The sequence below is a fragment of the Lacibacter sp. MH-610 genome, from assembly GCF_045780045.1.
In the GTDB taxonomy this organism is placed as follows: domain Bacteria; phylum Bacteroidota; class Bacteroidia; order Chitinophagales; family Chitinophagaceae; genus Lacibacter.
In genome coordinates this window covers 17597-34692 of record NZ_CP116002.1, presented here as the reverse complement: position 1 = coordinate 34692, position 17096 = coordinate 17597, and the positions used below count along the sequence as shown (strand labels likewise).

Here is a 17096-nt window from a genome sequence, read left to right as displayed (position 1 = left end):
AATGAAAACACAATCATTAAAAGCCGAAACTGTATTATCTATCATTATTTTGATTTTATCTGCCATTGCATCCCTTGGTGGTATATTTATAAAGAATTTATACCACGACAATGCTTTTGTTAAAGCAGCCTGGTTTACGAATGATTTAATTACATTAGTGGTTGTGGTTCCGTTGCTGTTGATAGCTTTAATTCAAAGTAAAATAGATTCGTTGCGCTGGCAGCTTGTATGGGTTGGTTTGCTGGGTTATGTGTTTTACAATTTTGCATTCTATCTTTTTGGCGCAGCCTTCAATGTGTTTTTTCTTATCTATACAGTATTGTTTTCGCTGTCTGGCTTTACATTGTTGAGAATGCTTTTTTATTTGAATGCATTGCCAGTTGCTGAATCTTTTTCTGAAAGGATACCTGTAAAATGGATTTGTGTGTATTTAATGCTGATGCCACTCATGCTTTTCATAGCTGAGTTGAGCATGATTGTCCCTTTTCTCACTTCCGGTAAAATACCCGAAACAATCACATCTACTAATCATCCTACCAGTGTTGTTTTTGCTCTTGATTTCTCCCTCATCGTTCCTGCATTCATTGCTTCGGCAGTATTGTTATGGCGACGGAAACATTGGGGATTCATTTTAGCAACCATGATGCTGGTGAAAGGGTTTACTTATGGTTTAGTACTTTGCATCGGCACTGCTTTTCTTGCTTTTGATGAGGCATACGGCAAATGGGATCCACTAATGCCTTTATATATTACATTAACAGTTGGCGGACTGCTTGGCTGTTGGTTCTTACTCAAATCCTATAAGTCAAATAATGAAATAAGACCGGCATGAAACCCCTCACACTCATCAAACTGCTGCACACCATCATCTGGGTGTTTTTTAATGTGGTGCTGTTTTATTTGCTCTATGCAGTAATTACAAACAGAATTGATCATTGGGTTTGGATCTGTATCGGATTGGTGGTGCTCGAAATTATCACACTGCTCGTGTTTAAATGGTTTTGTCCCTTAACAGTCTGGGCCCGTAAGTACAGTGATTCTTCCAGGCACAACTTTGATATTTATCTGCCTGAATGGCTGGCCAAACATAATAAGCTCATCTATGGTATCCTGTTTTCCCTTTCACTGCTCATCCTGTTGGTACGTTTGCTCCTTACCTGATTCATATCAGTTTGTGATGCAAATCACGTTTCTGCCCATGCTGCCGTTATACCTTGGCATCATAAAACTATAAACGATGAAAACGCATCATCAGATTTTAATTGCAGGAGGTGGTAATGCAGGTATCACTGCAGCCGCTCAACTACTACGGGCTAACAAATATTTAGACGTGGCTATTATTGAACCCAGTGATAAACATTTTTACATGCCGGCATGGACGCTGGTAGGCGGAGGTGTGTATCGTATGAAAGATACAATACATGAAGAAGCGGAAGTAATACCCAAAGGTGCTCAATGGATTAAAGATTACATTGTAAGTTTTGAACCCGATCAAAATCAACTTACCACTAAAAGCGGCAACGTGTATTCCTATGAAGTATTGATCGTAGGAGCCGGTATACAAATGAACTGGCATTCCGTAAAAGGATTAAAAGAAGCGTTGGGAACAAACGGCGTTACCAGTAACTATCATAAAGATTATGCTCCTTATACCTGGGAATGTTTGAAAAATTTAAAAGATGGGGATGTGGTATTGTTCACAGCGCCATCCACCCCGGTTCGTTGCGGTGGTGCCCCTCAAAAGATCATGTACCTCTTTGGTGATTATTGCCGCAGGCACAACATTAAGGTGCATATTGAATTTACAAGTGGCGGCAGTGTTATTTTCGGTATAAAAAAATATGCTGATGAGTTAATGAAAATGGTCAATAAGTACGGCATTCAACTTTCTTTCAAACATGATTTAATTGCTGTGGATGGTGCTGCCAAGATGGCTACCTATAAAGTAACTGATGCCAATGGTATCACCACTGAAGTACAAAAGAAATTTGATATTATACATGTGGTACCGCCGCAAAGCGCTCCGGATTATTTCAGCACCTCTGCTTTGGCAGACAGTAAAGGCTGGTTTGATGCAGACAAGTACACACTCCAGCATCTCCGTTACAAAAATGTATTTGGCCTTGGTGATATTTTAAATACTCCCAATGCTAAAACAGGAGCCGCCATCCGTAAACAAACACCGGTAGTGGTGAAAAATATTCTCTCTTTCCTGAATGGCGAACTTCCTGCAGCTAAATACAATGGCTATGGCAGTTGTCCGCTGGTAGTAGGTTATGGTAAATTAATATTGGCTGAGTTTGGTTATGATAATAAGTTGATGGAAACCTTTCCCTTTGATCAAAGTAAACCCAGCCGGCTCATGTATCTGCTTAAGCGTTATGTACTGCCCTGGCTGTACTGGCACAAAATTGTAAAAGGACAGATGTAGAAATTTTTGCAGATGGATGATGCGTATAACGGCCGAGAGCGATTGATTTTTCAATACTGCTCCGGCCGTTTTGTTTGATGATTGATGTAAAGTAGCGGGTCAAACCTTTTTTGCTTTACGGTGCAGATGAATTTGCCTTTACCTTTGCAACCGTTATGACAACTGATGCTTTCCGTTCCAATAAAGCCGTGAGCAACTGGCTCTTTTTCGGCGTTTTCATGTTAATTGTTCAGATACTGCTGGGAGGTATTACCCGTTTAACCGGCAGCGGTTTAAGTATTACCGAGTGGGATGTAGTTACGGGTACGCTGCCACCTCTGGGTGAAGCGGCATGGCTCACCGAATTTGATAAATACAAAACCACTCCCCAATACCAACTGCTCAATACTGATTTTACACTCAAGGATTTTAAGTTCATATTTTTCTGGGAATGGTTTCATCGCTTGTGGGCACGGATGATGGGGATGGTGTTTGCCGTTGGCTTTATTTACTTTTTAATAAAGCGTTATTTCAAAAAAGAGATGCTAATACCCTTGATCATCCTTTTTGTACTGGGTGCTTTACAGGGAGCCGTAGGATGGATTATGGTGGCCAGCGGACTGGTAGGTGATGCAGTGTATGTAAAACCAACCCGTTTGGCACTGCATTTTATTTTAGCGATGGGTTTGTTGTGTTATACATTCTGGTTTGCGCTGCGGTTAAAAGTGGATCGGCAACAAATTACAGTAAACCCTTCCCTGTACCGTTTCACTCTTGCGCTTACAACCTTACTTGTTATTCAATTGTTATTTGGGGCATTAATGGCCGGTCATAAAGCTGCAACAGCAGCGCCTACCTGGCCCATGATTAACAACGCATGGTTGCCGGCCCAACTGTTCAACGAAACACCATGGCTTCTGAATTTTATTGAAAACAAAATCACCATTCATTTCTTTCACCGCAATATCGCTTATCTGTTTACCATTCTCATCATCATCTGGTATTACAGGGCAGCAAGAGTAACCGGTTCCTCTTTATTTACTGCTACTAAGTTCATTCCGCTGTTAATAACAGCACTGCAGGTATTGCTGGGTATTATAGCCGTGATTACTTCACCTCAAATTATACCCAATCATTGGGGTGTTTTTGAGTGGATGGCACAATTGCATCAACTCACCGGTATGTGTTTGTTGCTGAGTTTGGTGTGGGCGCTGTATCTTGTACGGAAACAATAGAATTATTTACAAGCAGTTTTACGCTGTTACAATCATCTTAAGAGTTTCCGAAATTTTTCGCAGGCGATTTCGTTTACATCATTCCGTTGTACCTTCATTATCCTTAACGATTGTGATACATGAAGAAATACCTGCTCGGCATCTGGCATAGTTTTCCGGTACAGTTAATATTTCTGCATTTCAGAAAATATCAACTGTTGCTGCTCTTTTGGTTTTTGCTGGGCAGCGCCATCAGCGGAGGGTTCATGAATCATTTCGGCTCTGATTCGCTCTTCCTGGCTCCTGAGTATATGGGTAAAGTTGATTTCTTAAGCGCATTTTTTGTAGGTGCAGCATATGGTGTATTTGTGATGAGCTGGAACATTACAACTTTCATCCTTTTCAGTAATTTTTTCAAGTTCTTAGCTGCTACTTCCAAGCCCTTTTTAAAATACTGTTTGAATAATGCCGGTATCCCCTTGTTATTTCTCATTAACTATTTTATACAGTTAATCCGTTTTGATCATCTCAAAGAGTTAATGGCTACCGGTGAAATTATTTTAATAGCCGCCGGATTTTTAAGCGGGTTGATTCTGTTTATTTCGTTTTCCTTTTTTTATTTCTATGGCTCTGAACAGGTGATCCTGCGAACACTGCGTCCGGTTCTTTCCAACCCGCAACAGTTTATTGAAAAATATAAACCACAGCCGGCCGTTCATCATCACGAAACAACCATTAAGGTTCATTATTTTCTTACCGGGTTTACCAGTGTAAGAAAAGCAAGAAATGTAACCCACTACAGCCAGGGTTTTCTCGATCTCATTTTCAACCGTCACAATTTTGCAGCAGTCATGGGCATTGTGCTGGCCTTCCTGTTTTTAATGATTTACGGATTGTTTTTAGATACACCGCAACTGCAATTACCGGCAGCGGCAAGCATCTTTGTATTTTTTTCTATCCTTATTGCAGCATCAGGCGCTCTTGCCTATTGGTTGGATACCTGGAGTGTACCCGTTGCTTTATTATTGGTTTTGGTTTTTAATCTGCTCTTCCGTTATGAATACATCGATATTCGTAATAAAGCATTCGGGTTAAATTATGAAGACCGTACACGGCGGCCGGAGTATAATTTAAAATCCATGCTGGCGCTGAGTACAAAAGAACAGATGGCCAAAGACAGTCTGCAGATGATTGCCACACTCAATGCATGGAAACAAAAGCAAAACGAAGCCAAGCCATTTCTTTATATCATCAATGTAAGTGGCGGTGGCAACCGGTCTTCCACCTTTACGGTGAATGTGTTGAGTCACCTGGACAGTGCTTTGAATGGTTCCCTTATGAAAAAAACCATTGTGTTCAGTGGTGCATCGGGCGGTATGCTGGGAGCTGCCTATTACCGGGAGTTGTATCGTAGAAAAATAAAAGGCGGGCAGGTTGATCTGCAAAGTGCACAACACAAAAGCAATATCGCCAAAGACTTACTCAATCCTATTTTCTCTGCTTATGTTACAAGAGATCTTGTTGCCCCTGCACAAAAATTTTCAGTAGGGCCTTACCGTTATGTAAAAGACAGGGGCTATGCATTTGAACAGCAATTGAATTTTAACACCGGCAATATTTTATCCGAACGTATCATGGATTATGAAGCGGAGGAACGTACCGCTGCTATACCCATCGGGTTATTCTGCTCAACCGTGAGCCAGGACGGAAGAAAGATGATTGTTTGTTCGCAGCCTGTTTCCTATCTCATGCGGCCGCAGAAAGATTCTGTACGTGGCATTACCGCTGAGCCGGATGCGATTGATTACGGAGCGTTCTTCAAAGAGTTGAATCCTTATAATATCCGTTTACTTACGGCACTTCGGATGAATGCCACCTTTCCTTATGTCTTGCCCAATGTGTGGCTGCCCACGAAACCCATTGTGGATGTAATGGATGCAGGACTCCGTGATAACTACGGCCAGGAAATTACACTCCGTTTTATCGATGTGTTTGATGAATGGATAAAACAAAACACAGCAGGTGTTATTTTTATTCAGATTCGTGACCGGAAAAAAGGAGAGTGGGAAGAAGATTTTAATGAACCCAGCATTGGTGATATTCTTTACAAACCTGTTACAACATTGCAGTACAATTTTTACAAAGTGCAGGATTATATGCAGGAAAGTATGGTAAGCTATACCAAAAACAATGTACCCATCCATCGCTTCAGTTTCATCTATGAGCCATCTACCCAGAAAAAAGGAGCAGCCTTAAGTTTTCATTTAACGGAGCGTGAGAAGAAAGACATTGCGGCCGCAGTGTACAATCAAAAAAACACCAATGCTTTGCAGCGGATTGCCGCCATGGAAAAAAATCAGCAATGATTAATGCTTTAACCTTCGTTTCTTAATCATACCACCCTTAGTATCTTTTATGCTGTGCATGATGATGAATGCTTCCGGATCAATTTTTTCAATTTCAGCTTTCAGTTTACTCACTTCAAGTCTCGTAACAACGGTGTAAATAATATCTACTTCTGTTCTCACTCTTCCTGCTTTTCCAAAACCACGTTCACCTTTATAAATAGTGAAACCACGACCCAGTTCATCAGTAATCAAAGTTTTAATAGCTTCCTGTTTATGGGATATGATTGTAACACCGGTGTATTCTTCTATACCTTCAATCACAAAGTCAACTGTTTTGGCAGCAGAGAGATAAGTAAGAACGGCATACATTGCTGTTTCAACCGATAATAGGTAAGCAGCAAACGAAAAGATGATGAGGTTGATGATTAATATCACATCACCAATGGTTAATCCTGTTTTACGGCTTACAAAAATGGCCAGCACTTCCGTGCCATCAATTACACAACCGCCTCTTACCGCAAGACCAATACCTGCACCAAGAAAAAATCCACCAAAACCGGCCACTAATAATTTATCCTGCGTCATTTCAGGATAAGGAATTACGGCAACAGCTAAGGCCAGTAGTGAAATGGCGATGGCTGTTTTTACAGCAAACCATGCATCAATAATTCTGAAACCTGATAAGATAAACGGCGTGTTCACCAATATAAGTACGAGTGGAAGATAGAAACCCGTTGTTTCAGTAATGAGCAGCGAAATACCTACGGCGCCACCATCAATAAAATTATTGGGTAACAAAAAGCCACGCAAGCCAAAACCTGCAGAGAGTACACCTAATGCAATCAGGAAAGAGTCAGCAAAGAAATTTTTAAGCGACCGTTCAATTTTTTTACGCTGCTTTCCCCTGCGGTAAGGAGAACTTTCTTTCCGCTTTAAACTATTAACAATCGCAGGAATAACATAAGGATGCATCTTGTTTAAAGATACTGCATCTTTCGTAAATGGATGCAGTTAAGGTACCAGTAACGAATAGGCGCTTTTGAGTACTTCTATTTGTAAAATGGCAGCAGTTTCTTTGCCATCCCCATCAATATGTAACGGAGCGGAGGATGGATTGTGAACCGTTAAAGCTGTTGTTTGAAAATAGGTAATGCCGTAACTCTTATGATTGGTTTTAGTAAAAGTGCCGAAGCGGATATGCCATAACACACGGAAGGGCAGTAATAGTAAATTACTTTTTTCAACGGCAACAATATCTAAAAGCCCGTCATTCAAACTGGCCCTGGGTGCAATGGTGAAATGATTTCCAAACTGGTTACTGTTGGCAATGCTGATGAAATAAGCATCAACAGAAAATTTTTTATCCGCACTTTCAATCACAAACGGATAGGTACGTATCGAAAACAAATTCTTCACCACCAGTTTTACATATTTCCAGAAACCACGTTTCCGTTCCCGGTCAAAATCATGGGCCACTTTTGCATCAAACCCCAAACCGCTGAGCATACAGGAAAATTGCTGGTTGATGAGAAAAGCATCTACCACCAGTGTAGTTCCTTTGAATATAATATCCAGTGCTTTATGCGGGTCTTTGCTGATGCCTGCTGCAAAAGCCAAACCATTACCGCTGCCTCTCGGCACAATACCAATGTTGATGGAAAGATGTCGTATAGCTGCTGCTACCGCACTGATAGTACCATCACCTCCACAAATGATGACATCAGTAATTTGCTGTTGCTGAATCTTATCAATTAAAAAATTGTAGTTACCATCTGCTGCGGTATGTATAATCTCAAAACTTTGTTGTGCAGCATGGCACCGCTCTTTAATGATCTGTGTAAGTGGTTTGCCTTTTTGTACACCGGCCCGGGGATTGATTAAAAAAATAAAGCGACGCTGCATAGCGTCGCAAAACTATTAGGAATCCTGTTAAGGATTTATTTTTTCTTTTCTTTCCTGATAACAGCTACTGCCTCAATTTCAATCAACACATCAGGGTTAAACAAAGCAGCAACGCCCACCAATGTGCTGGCCGGTGGATTTTCAACAGGCAGATAATTAGCCCGTACTTCACGGATCATCGGTATTTGTTCCGGCTTGTAGTTTACTACATAGTAATTCATCTTCACCACATCTTTAAACTCAGCACCGGCAGCCGCCAGCACGATTTTTAAATTTTCAAACGCCTGTTTTACCTGGGCTTTTAAATCACCTTTACCTAGTATGGTTCCATTCGTATCATCCGCAACAATACCAGATGTAAAAATCATAGTACCGCCGTTTACTTTCACCACCTGCGAATAGGTTTTGGGTTTGTTCACACCATCGGGGTTGATGTGTTGTTTAAGTTGGGCAGACAGTGATGTTGTTATAAATAATACAACAAAGCTTATTACAATTTTTTTCATGACTCAGGTTTATTGTTTAATCATCAAGTGATGTTTTACCACTTCAGTAGTGCGCTCGCCCATGTAAATCCGCTTCCGAAAGCAGCGAGACATACTAAATCACCTTCTTTTACTTTTCCCATTTCATACGCCTCACATAAAGCAATAGGTACAGAAGCAGCAGTTGTATTGCCATACTTCTGAATATTATTATACACCTGGTCATCCCGCAGCTTTAGTTTTTGTTGTACAAATTGTGCGATGCGTAAATTGGCCTGGTGCGGAATCAATAAATTCAAATCAGCAGGGGTATAATTATTTTTTGAGAGTGCTTCCATAATTACTTCCGGGAATTTTACAACGGCCGTTTTAAATACCTGTGGGCCATCCATGTTGGGAAACAGCTCCGCATTATCAATCATGGCATGACTCATAAACATATCAGCAATATCACCATCGTTGAACGTGGCTAAATTTTCTTTCCAGTAATTGGCATGCGTACCGGGGTTGTACATAGCTAGAATTTCAGCATCAGCACCATTGCTGTGCAAATGAGTACTTAAGATGCCACGATTTTCATCTTCTGTCGGTTGCAATACCACAGCGCCGGCACCATCACCAAAAATCACACTCACATTTCTTCCTCTTGTACTGAAATCCAAACCAAAAGAATGCTTCTCAGCACCAACCACTAAAATATTTTTATACATGCCGCTCTTAATGAATTGATCAGCTACACTCAACGCATATACAAAACCGCTGCATTGGTTGCGTACATCCAGTGCACCCACTTCTTTCATTTGCATGGCCCGTTGCAGCAATACACCGCAACCGGGGAAATAATAATCAGGACTAAGGGTGGCAAATACAATAAAATCAATATCCTGTGGTGTAATGCCTGCCCGTTCAATAGCAATCTTACTGGCTTCCACGCCCATGGTCGTTGTTGTTTCCTTTGTGCGGTGGGCATAACGGCGTTCTTTAATGCCGGTACGTTCCTGGATCCATTCATCACTGGTATCCATGTATTGGGTAAGGTCATTGTTGGTTACAATGTGTTCGGGTACGTACATACCAATTCCTGCAATCTTACTTCTGATCATATGGCAATGTTTAATACAGCAATTTAGGAAATAGGAATGATATGAAACTGTTACGGTTGTAACAGTTGTGACAGGAAGGTTATGTTACCGGCTATTGTGCATACGAGGAAGCGTATTTGCGTCGCACACTTGTGCGTTTATATCATTATTCATCAACCCACCCCATAAATCAGTTTGAAAGTTGTTCACTCTGTCGCCCCTCCCAAGAGGGGATAAGCCTTATCCTTTCTTCGCTGCAAATTCTTTAATCACATCCACACCGTACTGTACACTGCTCAGCGGTAATGCGTTGTACAAACTCATTCTGAAGCCACCTACACTTCTGTGACCCTTTACGCCATACATATTGGCATCTTTGGTGTATTGCAAAAATTCTTTTTCAAGCATTTCATCCTTCATGGTAAATACGACATTCATCAAACTGCGATCTTCTTTGGCTACCGGTAAATTAATGAACGGAATAGTTTCCAATGTGGAATACAACAAATCTGCTTTTTGCTGATTGATGGTTTCAATGGCGGCTACACCACCCTGTTCTTTCAACCAACGCAAGGTGAGCATGGCTACATACACTGCAAACACGGGTGGTGTATTGAGCATACTTTTTTCTTTGATATGATTTTGATAATCCAGTACCGTTGGAATCACCCGTTCTGCATTTCCTAAAATAGTTTTATTGATCACTACCAGGTTTACACCGGCAGCACCCATATTTTTCTGGGCACCTGCATAAATCAAATCAAACTTATTGAAGTTGAGGGTTCGGCTTAAAATATCACTGCTCATATCTGCCACCAGTGGCACGCCGCAATCATAAGGCAAATGATGCCATTGTGTACCGGCAATAGTTTCGTTGGTAGTGATGTGCAGGTAGGCTGCCGTTTTTGAAAACGATAATTGCTTGGGTATGGTAGTAAAGTTGCTTTCTTTAGCGCTGCCTGCAATTTCCACATGACCAAACAACTTAGCTTCTTTAATAGCTTTATTGGCCCATGTACCTGTTTCAGTATAAGCAGCCACGCCATCCTGTTTCAGCAAATTCATGGGCACCTGCATGAATTGTGTGGTAGCACCACCATGCAGAAAAAGTACTTCATGATCCTCATCCAGCTGCATCAACTCTTTTACCAGCGAACGTGCTTCCTCCATCACCGTTTCAAATAAAGGAGTGCGGTGACCGATTTCTAAAATAGATAAACCACTGTTGTTGAAATTAAGGATAGCCTGGCTTGCCTGTTCAAATACTTCTTTGGGTAAAATAGAAGGACCTGCATTGAAATTGTGAATCATGCAGCGAAATTAGTTGATTGAAAACAAACAGTTGTGATGAACCCACCCCTGATAATCATCTTGATTTTACAAGACACTACTGCCCCTCCCGGGAGGGGATAAACAGGTTGAAATTTGAAGTGTAATAAATAAGTTAGGGCTGTGCTTAGAAAGTCTCCCTTTAGGGAGATTTAGAGGGCTACTGCTTCCACTGTTTTGTTCGTCCTGCTCTTCTCCGCTGCAAAACCCATTAAATGACTTTCAATAGATGCATCGATGGTGGAAGTAAGCAATGAAGCATCTCTCTTAGAAACTGCATCCACCCAGTTGGCTACCAGCCGCCAATCACCACCGCCATGGCCATCACTTTTTTGGCTCCAGGTGCGTACTTCGCCGGTACGGAAATCAGTGATCTTAAATTCATTCATGTCACCCACAATATCACCATGACTTCCCATCACCCTTGTTCTTCTTCCTTCATAGGAAGTAAATGCTTCCATGCTGAAGGATGCAGTGATGTTGTTTTCAAATAAGATATTAGTGATGTAATGATCCGGCTGATCGTTTTCCATTTTATAAACACAACGTCCGTAGTTGGTGGTGCGGAGTTGTTCTAAAATATAATCACCTTGTTTGCTACGGTCTTCCGGTAAATCAAAAACATAAGTACGCTTGCGTTCATGATAATAAATTTTCATAGCAGAGTAGGGGCAGGTAGATTCTACCGCACAACCATCCATGCAACGTGCGGTACTGCCTTGTGGTGCATTTTTAGAAGTAAACCAATCAAGACTGCCAAAAGCATGAATGTTTTGCACCGGCTTATCAACCAGCCATCGTAAAATATCCAGGTCATGACAACTCTTGGCGAGAATAATGGGCGTTGTTTGTTTGCTGTTGTGCCAGTTGCCACGCACATAACTATGACTCATGTGAATGTGCTCTATCGGCTCCAGGTGTTGTATGCTGATGATATTACCAATGGAACCATTATGCATCAACTCTTTTAAGCGGACAAAATAGGGGGCATAACGCAGTACATGACAAACGGCAACGATGCGCCCTGTTTTTTTGGCCAAAGCTAAAATGTCCCGGCATTCTTTTTCGCTCGGACTGATGGGTTTTTCCAGCAACACATCATAACCCATTTCCAATGCTTTCATACAGGGGCCGTAATGCAGATTATCAGGAGTAGATATGATCACCGCATCAGCAAACTTGGGTCGCTTAAATACATCTTCCCATGTTTGAAAACGATTCTCTGCTTTGATGTTATGTTTCGTTGCATAACGTTCATTACGAATGGCAATAGGCTCTGCCACACCTACAATATCCAGCATGTCAGGATACTCGGCAGCAAAATTGCCATACACATTACCACGGTTGCCGGCGCCACAGGTAATGGCCGTCACAGGCTTGGCAGGCGGTGGCGTGGCTTTCAAATCCGGAAGAATGATGGGTTCACCTGCGTCATTGGTAGCCCATGCCGAGAGTGGTAATGCAGCAACGCCTGTAAAAGCGCCTAATTTTTTCAATACGTCTCTGCGTGATAAAGAAGAAGACATAACGGTTGATTTAAGTATGATCAATTTTTTAAAGGCATCTTCAACACATCCATCATAAACTTTGTAATCTCTACTTCAACTCCTGCAACATCGCCACTCTTGATATAACTGCCAATCACATGATCGCCGGTATTGGGCATTGGTTTTTCTCTTTTCAGCTCAACTGGTGTAGCAAGTTGCTCAAACATTTTTTTCATGGCACTTACTTTTACTACACTGTCCTGGTGCACAGCATCACGGTAATAATAGAGCATGAGTGTGGGTTGTTTGATCTTGCTGAAAGTTTCCGGCAGCATGGTAGTTTCCAGGTATTCCTGCAGGTTTACCACCGCTTCCAGTCTGTAATGATAGTTCCAGTATTGTTTGTAAATCTCACGGTTGTCTTTTGGAGTTACATAAGCTGATCCTGTAATGAGTTTTCCTAATTGCAAACCCCATGGATTGTTTGCAATCACTGCATTATCATCAAAGATTTCAATATTGGGCGAAAGCAAAACCAATGAATGAATTTCAGGATACACACTGGCCAGGTGCAGTGCATTGGTGCCGCCGGTAGAAGTTCCCACTACGATTACTTTATTGCCGATTTGTTTGCCAATAGCATAAGCCTGCTTCACACTGTTCCAGTATTTTTCAGCCGTAAGGTTTACGAGTTGTTCAGTTGTATCAATGCCATGCTCTGCCAATCTTGCCAGGTAAAGATTGCATCCGAATTTTTTGGCGATGTTGGTATGCACCGGTGCTCCTTCTTCCTGGCTTGCAGAAAAACCATGCAGGTAAACGATGGCGTATTCGGTTTTTGTTTTTAATGAATCATTGGCCCAAACAATACGTGCTTCATTGTTAGGACGGAGCTTATGCTGTGCTTCGTTTGCTTTGATATAGTTGATAAGTTCGGTTACATCTGCAGGAACGGTTGGTAAATCAGTTGTGTAAGTTGGAGTGGATGGGTTAGGACCGAGTATATACACAAAGGCAAGAATGGCAATGATGATGGCCAGCCCTTTGAGCAAGCGTTTGAACAAATTCATGTTGATAGAATTGAGTTTTAAAATTACGGGAAAACGGGGCTAAGAGGTAAAAGGAAAAAGAGCAGGTTGTAACTGGTGTCAGGACGTCGCAGACGTCAGACACCTTGTAAAACTGTTCAGCAGTGGATTATGAATTAAATCAAATTACGGGAAAACATGGCTAAGAGGCAAAGGAGAAAATGAGGAAAAGAGAAGGCAGTGCAGTTCTTGCCTTAGTTTTTAAGCAGTCAAACGGTTATTGGTGTCAGGACGTCGCAGACGTCAGGCACCTTGTGAAGCTGTTAAACAGAGGATGATGAATAGAATTAAATTGTATAAGAGTGCGACGCCACCATCGCTCCACATTGCTTCCCAAGCCGGTTACAACACCACAAAACCCAATCTGCGAAGCATAATAATATATTCATCCCTTTCCCTTGCCACCCCGTTTTATTGGTGTACATTTGCGGCTTCAAAAATGGCCCGGTTTGAATCTTAAGTGGGTCTAACACATTGAGTATGAATATTCGCAACATAGCAATTATTGCACACGTTGACCATGGAAAGACCACCTTGGTTGATAAAATTTTACACGCCACCAAAGTGTTTCGTGATAACCAGGAAACAGGTGAGCTCATTATGGACAGCAACGACCTGGAGCGTGAGCGTGGTATTACCATCTTTTCAAAAAACGCCGCTGTTACTTACAACGATGTAAAAATTAATGTAATTGATACACCGGGCCACGCCGATTTTGGTGGTGAGGTGGAGCGTGTATTGAAAATGGCAGATGGTGTAATTCTGCTGGTAGATGCATTTGAAGGCCCGATGCCCCAAACACGTTTTGTGCTGCAAAAAGCCCTGCAATTGAAATTAAAACCAATCGTAGTTATCAATAAAGTAGATAAACCCAACTGCCGTCCGGATGAAGTGCATGATGCCGTGTTTGAACTCTTCTTCAACCTGGATGCTACGGAAGAACAATTGGATTTCCCAACGTATTATGGCAGTGGAAAGAACGGTTGGTTCAATGATTCTTTAACGCCAACTGATAACATTATTCCCTTACTTGATGGAATTATAAAACATGTTCCTGCTCCTAAAGTAGCAGAAGGTCCACTGCAGATGCAGATCACTTCTTTGGATTATTCCTCTTTCCTTGGCCGAATTGCCATTGGTAAAGTAAGCCGTGGAAGTATTAAAGAAAATCAGCAGGTAGCTTTGATGCAGGCAGATGGTACGCTACGCAAACTCAAAGTAAAAGAGCTCTATGTGTTTGAGGGAATGGGTAAGAAAAAAGTGAGTGAAGTGATTGCCGGCGATTTATGCGCCGTAGTGGGTGTTGAAGATTTTAATATTGGTGATACCATTGCTGATGCAGAAAATCCGGAAGCATTACCCATCATCAGTGTGGATGAACCTACCATGAACATGCTGTTTAGTGTAAATAACTCACCCTTCTTTGGTAAGGATGGAAAGTTTGTTACAAGTCGTCACTTACGTGATCGTCTGATGAAAGAAACAGAAAAGAACCTGGCGCTTCGTGTAGCGGATAGTGAAGATGGCGATAGCCTGATTGTTTATGGTCGTGGTATTTTGCATTTGGGTATTTTGATTGAAACCATGCGTCGTGAAGGATATGAATTAACTGTTGGTCAGCCGCAGGTAATCACCAAGGAAATTGATGGTAAGAAATGTGAACCTTATGAAACATTGGTGGTAGATGTACCGCAGGAATTTGCAAGTAAAGTGATTGACCTTGTTACCCGCCGTAAGGGAGAAATGCTGGTGATGGAAACAAAAGGTGAAATGCAGCATCTGGAATTTGATATCCCTTCACGTGGGTTGATCGGTTTGCGTACACAGATGCTTACGGCTACAACCGGTGAAGCTGTGATGGCCCATCGCTTTAGCGAATACAAACCATGGAAAGGGCCGATCCCCGGTCGTAACAATGGTGTACTGCTTTCTAAATTCCAGGATAAAACAACCGGTTATTCGATTGATAAATTACAGGACCGTGGTACTTTCTTTGTTGATCCCGGAGAAGATGTATATGCAGGACAGATCATTGCGGAGCATATTAAACCCGGTGACCTGGTGGTGAATGCCACAGAGGGAAAGAAACTCACCAATCACCGTGCCAGCGGCAGTGACGATGCTACACGCATTGCTCCCAAAACATTGATGACATTGGAAGAATGTATGGAATACATACAGTTTGATGAGTGTATTGAAGTAACACCCAATTTCATTCGTATGCGTAAGGTGATTCTGGATGAAGAAGAACGCAAGAAAGTAGCCAAGCAGATGAATGCACAAATGGCTTAATTTGATCAAAACAGTTTACAATACAAATGCCGCAGAAACCTGCGGCATTGTTCTTTGTCATAATCAATAGCGGAGATCGTTACATGTGACTGTCAATCTCCTTACAAAGCGCATTAAAAATATCGTCAATACTTCCTTCGCCTTTTACTTCTGTAAACTTATCAAACTGTTTGTAGTAATCAGCTACTATGGATGTTTTGTTTTTGTACTCTGTAATACGGGCACGGATCACATCTTCATTAGTATCATCACTTCTGCCACTGGTGAGTCCACGATTGAGTAAACGTTTTACCAGCTCTTCTTCACTTACCACTAAGGAAATAAACGCATTAATCTGTGTGCCTTTTAATTTCAAAAGTTTGTCCAGTCCTTCAGCCTGAGCCGTGGTACGTGGAAAACCATCAAACAGAAACCCTTTGGCCTGCGGATTATTGTCCAGCGCTGTACTGATCATTCCGATCACCACTTCATCTGGTACCAGCTGACCTTTATCCATGAGCTTTTTTGCTTCCATGCCCAGCGCTGTTTGTGCGGCAATTTCGCTGCGCAGCAAATCACCCGTGCTCAAGTGTTTTAAACCATACTTTGAAATAAGCCGTTCTGATTGTGTACCCTTACCACTGCCGGGAGGTCCAAACAAAATTAAATTAAACATAAGCAGTACTAACCCTTAGTGAACCGTAAATATAATATGCCCTGCCCAAACTTTGACACTCTGAACCAATTTTGATACAAAATGTTTATACGAAAGGAAATGTTAAGAGCCTGCGTTCGTCGTACTTCCGACAATCCACCCGGCTTATTACTTCGTACATTTAGAAAAGCAATTTTATGAAGAAAGCGTTGTTATTGATATTGTTGGCACAGCTTACATTTGTTAGCTGTCAATCGCAGGCAACATCTGAAGCATCAAAAGAAAAAAAAGTTATGAGTACAGAAAAAAAGAATCCTGTTTATTCTAAAACAGACAGCAGTAAAGTAAGTATGAGTGAAGAGGAGTGGAAAAAAATCCTTCCGTCTGATGTGTATTACATTGCCAGGCAAAAAGGAACAGAGCGTCCATGGACGAGTAAATTTGAAAAGTTCAATGAAATAGGAACTTATTATTGTGCGGCTTGTGGTAATGCCCTGTTTAAAAGTGATACCAAGTTTGATAGTGGTTGTGGCTGGCCCAGCTTTTATGAACCCATCAGCAAAGGAGCCATCATTTATACACCCGACAATAGTCATGGTATGGAACGTACAGAAGTGCAGTGCGGAAGATGCAAAGCCCACCTGGGACATGTGTTTGAAGATGGTCCGCCTCCAACAGGTTTGCGTTATTGCATCAATGGTGTGATTCTTGATTTTGAAAAAGCAAAAGCAGTAGAAAAAAATTATAATCAGAAGAAGAGTGGCGAGTAACAGTTGAGATGATGATGAAAAGGCGATTCAGAGATGAGTCGCCTTTTTTGTGCCA

15 protein-coding genes are annotated in these 17096 nt (G+C 41.6%); 7 read left to right on the top strand and 8 right to left on the bottom strand.

Translation table 11 applies throughout. The annotated features are described in order from the left end of the window. The first annotated feature begins 1 nt into the window (after nucleotide 1). The 5 genes from PDL71_RS00135 (at nucleotide 2) to PDL71_RS00115 (ending at nucleotide 5990) form a co-directional block, all read left to right on the top strand. Complete coding sequence (locus PDL71_RS00135; RefSeq protein ID WP_407523906.1) at nucleotides 2–832, top strand: hypothetical protein; 831 nt, start codon at nucleotides 2–4, stop codon at nucleotides 830–832. Beyond that, a complete protein-coding gene (locus PDL71_RS00130; RefSeq protein WP_407523904.1) occupies nucleotides 829–1161 on the top strand; it encodes a hypothetical protein in 333 nt (110 codons plus the stop codon). The genes PDL71_RS00135 and PDL71_RS00130 overlap by 4 nt, the downstream gene beginning before the upstream one ends. 76 nt (nucleotides 1162–1237) lie before the next feature. Further along, nucleotides 1238–2431: an FAD-dependent oxidoreductase gene (locus PDL71_RS00125; protein ID WP_407523902.1), complete on the top strand. Its 1194-nt coding sequence runs from the start codon at nucleotides 1238–1240 to the stop codon at nucleotides 2429–2431. A 110-nt stretch (nucleotides 2432–2541) separates the two neighbouring features. Then, complete coding sequence (locus PDL71_RS00120; RefSeq protein WP_407523900.1) at nucleotides 2542–3645, top strand: COX15/CtaA family protein; 1104 nt, start codon at nucleotides 2542–2544, stop codon at nucleotides 3643–3645. Nucleotides 3646–3764: 119 nt separating this feature from the next. After that, on the top strand, nucleotides 3765–5990 hold the full coding sequence (locus PDL71_RS00115) for a hypothetical protein (RefSeq protein WP_407523898.1): 2226 nt from the start codon (nucleotides 3765–3767) through the stop codon (nucleotides 5988–5990). On the opposite strand, the gene PDL71_RS00110 is transcribed toward PDL71_RS00115, so the two are convergent. The 7 genes from PDL71_RS00110 to PDL71_RS00080 all read right to left on the bottom strand — a co-directional run bounded on the left by PDL71_RS00110 (nucleotide 5991) and on the right by PDL71_RS00080 (nucleotide 13327). Then, nucleotides 5991–6944: a YitT family protein gene (locus PDL71_RS00110; RefSeq protein WP_407523896.1), complete on the bottom strand. Its 954-nt coding sequence runs from the start codon at nucleotides 6942–6944 to the stop codon at nucleotides 5991–5993. Nucleotides 6945–6983: 39 nt separating this feature from the next. After that, nucleotides 6984–7874, bottom strand: coding sequence for a diacylglycerol/lipid kinase family protein (locus PDL71_RS00105; protein ID WP_407523894.1), 891 nt, complete (start codon nucleotides 7872–7874; stop codon nucleotides 6984–6986). 35 nt (nucleotides 7875–7909) lie between these two features. Beyond that, nucleotides 7910–8380: a RidA family protein gene (locus PDL71_RS00100; RefSeq protein ID WP_407523892.1), complete on the bottom strand. Its 471-nt coding sequence runs from the start codon at nucleotides 8378–8380 to the stop codon at nucleotides 7910–7912. 35 nt (nucleotides 8381–8415) lie between these two features. Beyond that, nucleotides 8416–9462 (bottom strand): 3-oxoacyl-ACP synthase III family protein, encoded by a 1047-nt coding sequence (locus PDL71_RS00095; protein ID WP_407523890.1) that lies wholly within the window; start codon nucleotides 9460–9462, stop codon nucleotides 8416–8418. Nucleotides 9463–9681: 219 nt separating this feature from the next. Continuing rightward, nucleotides 9682–10752 carry a 3-phosphoserine/phosphohydroxythreonine transaminase gene (gene serC / locus PDL71_RS00090; RefSeq protein WP_407523888.1) on the bottom strand — a complete coding sequence of 357 codons (1071 nt, stop codon included), beginning with the start codon at nucleotides 10750–10752 and terminating at the stop codon, nucleotides 9682–9684. A gap of 170 nt (nucleotides 10753–10922) precedes the next feature. Beyond that, complete coding sequence (locus tag PDL71_RS00085; RefSeq protein ID WP_407523887.1) at nucleotides 10923–12296, bottom strand: Gfo/Idh/MocA family protein; 1374 nt, start codon at nucleotides 12294–12296, stop codon at nucleotides 10923–10925. Between the two features lie 20 nt (nucleotides 12297–12316). Further along, entirely contained in the window at nucleotides 12317–13327 is a 1011-nt protein-coding gene (locus PDL71_RS00080) for an alpha/beta hydrolase (protein ID WP_407523885.1), read from the bottom strand. 498 nt (nucleotides 13328–13825) lie between these two features. On the opposite strand from PDL71_RS00080, the gene typA reads away from it, so the two are divergent. Beyond that, nucleotides 13826–15637 carry a translational GTPase TypA gene (gene typA, locus PDL71_RS00075; protein ID WP_407523883.1) on the top strand — a complete coding sequence of 604 codons (1812 nt, stop codon included), beginning with the start codon at nucleotides 13826–13828 and terminating at the stop codon, nucleotides 15635–15637. A gap of 79 nt (nucleotides 15638–15716) precedes the next feature. Here the strand turns inward: typA and PDL71_RS00070 are convergent, their stop codons facing one another. Continuing rightward, a complete protein-coding gene (locus tag PDL71_RS00070) occupies nucleotides 15717–16292 on the bottom strand; it encodes an adenylate kinase (protein ID WP_407523881.1) in 576 nt (191 codons plus the stop codon). A gap of 176 nt (nucleotides 16293–16468) precedes the next feature. Between PDL71_RS00070 and msrB the strand changes: the two genes are divergently transcribed. After that, nucleotides 16469–17041, top strand: coding sequence for a peptide-methionine (R)-S-oxide reductase MsrB (gene msrB / locus PDL71_RS00065; protein ID WP_407523879.1), 573 nt, complete (start codon nucleotides 16469–16471; stop codon nucleotides 17039–17041). The last annotated feature ends 55 nt before the right edge of the window (nucleotides 17042–17096 follow it).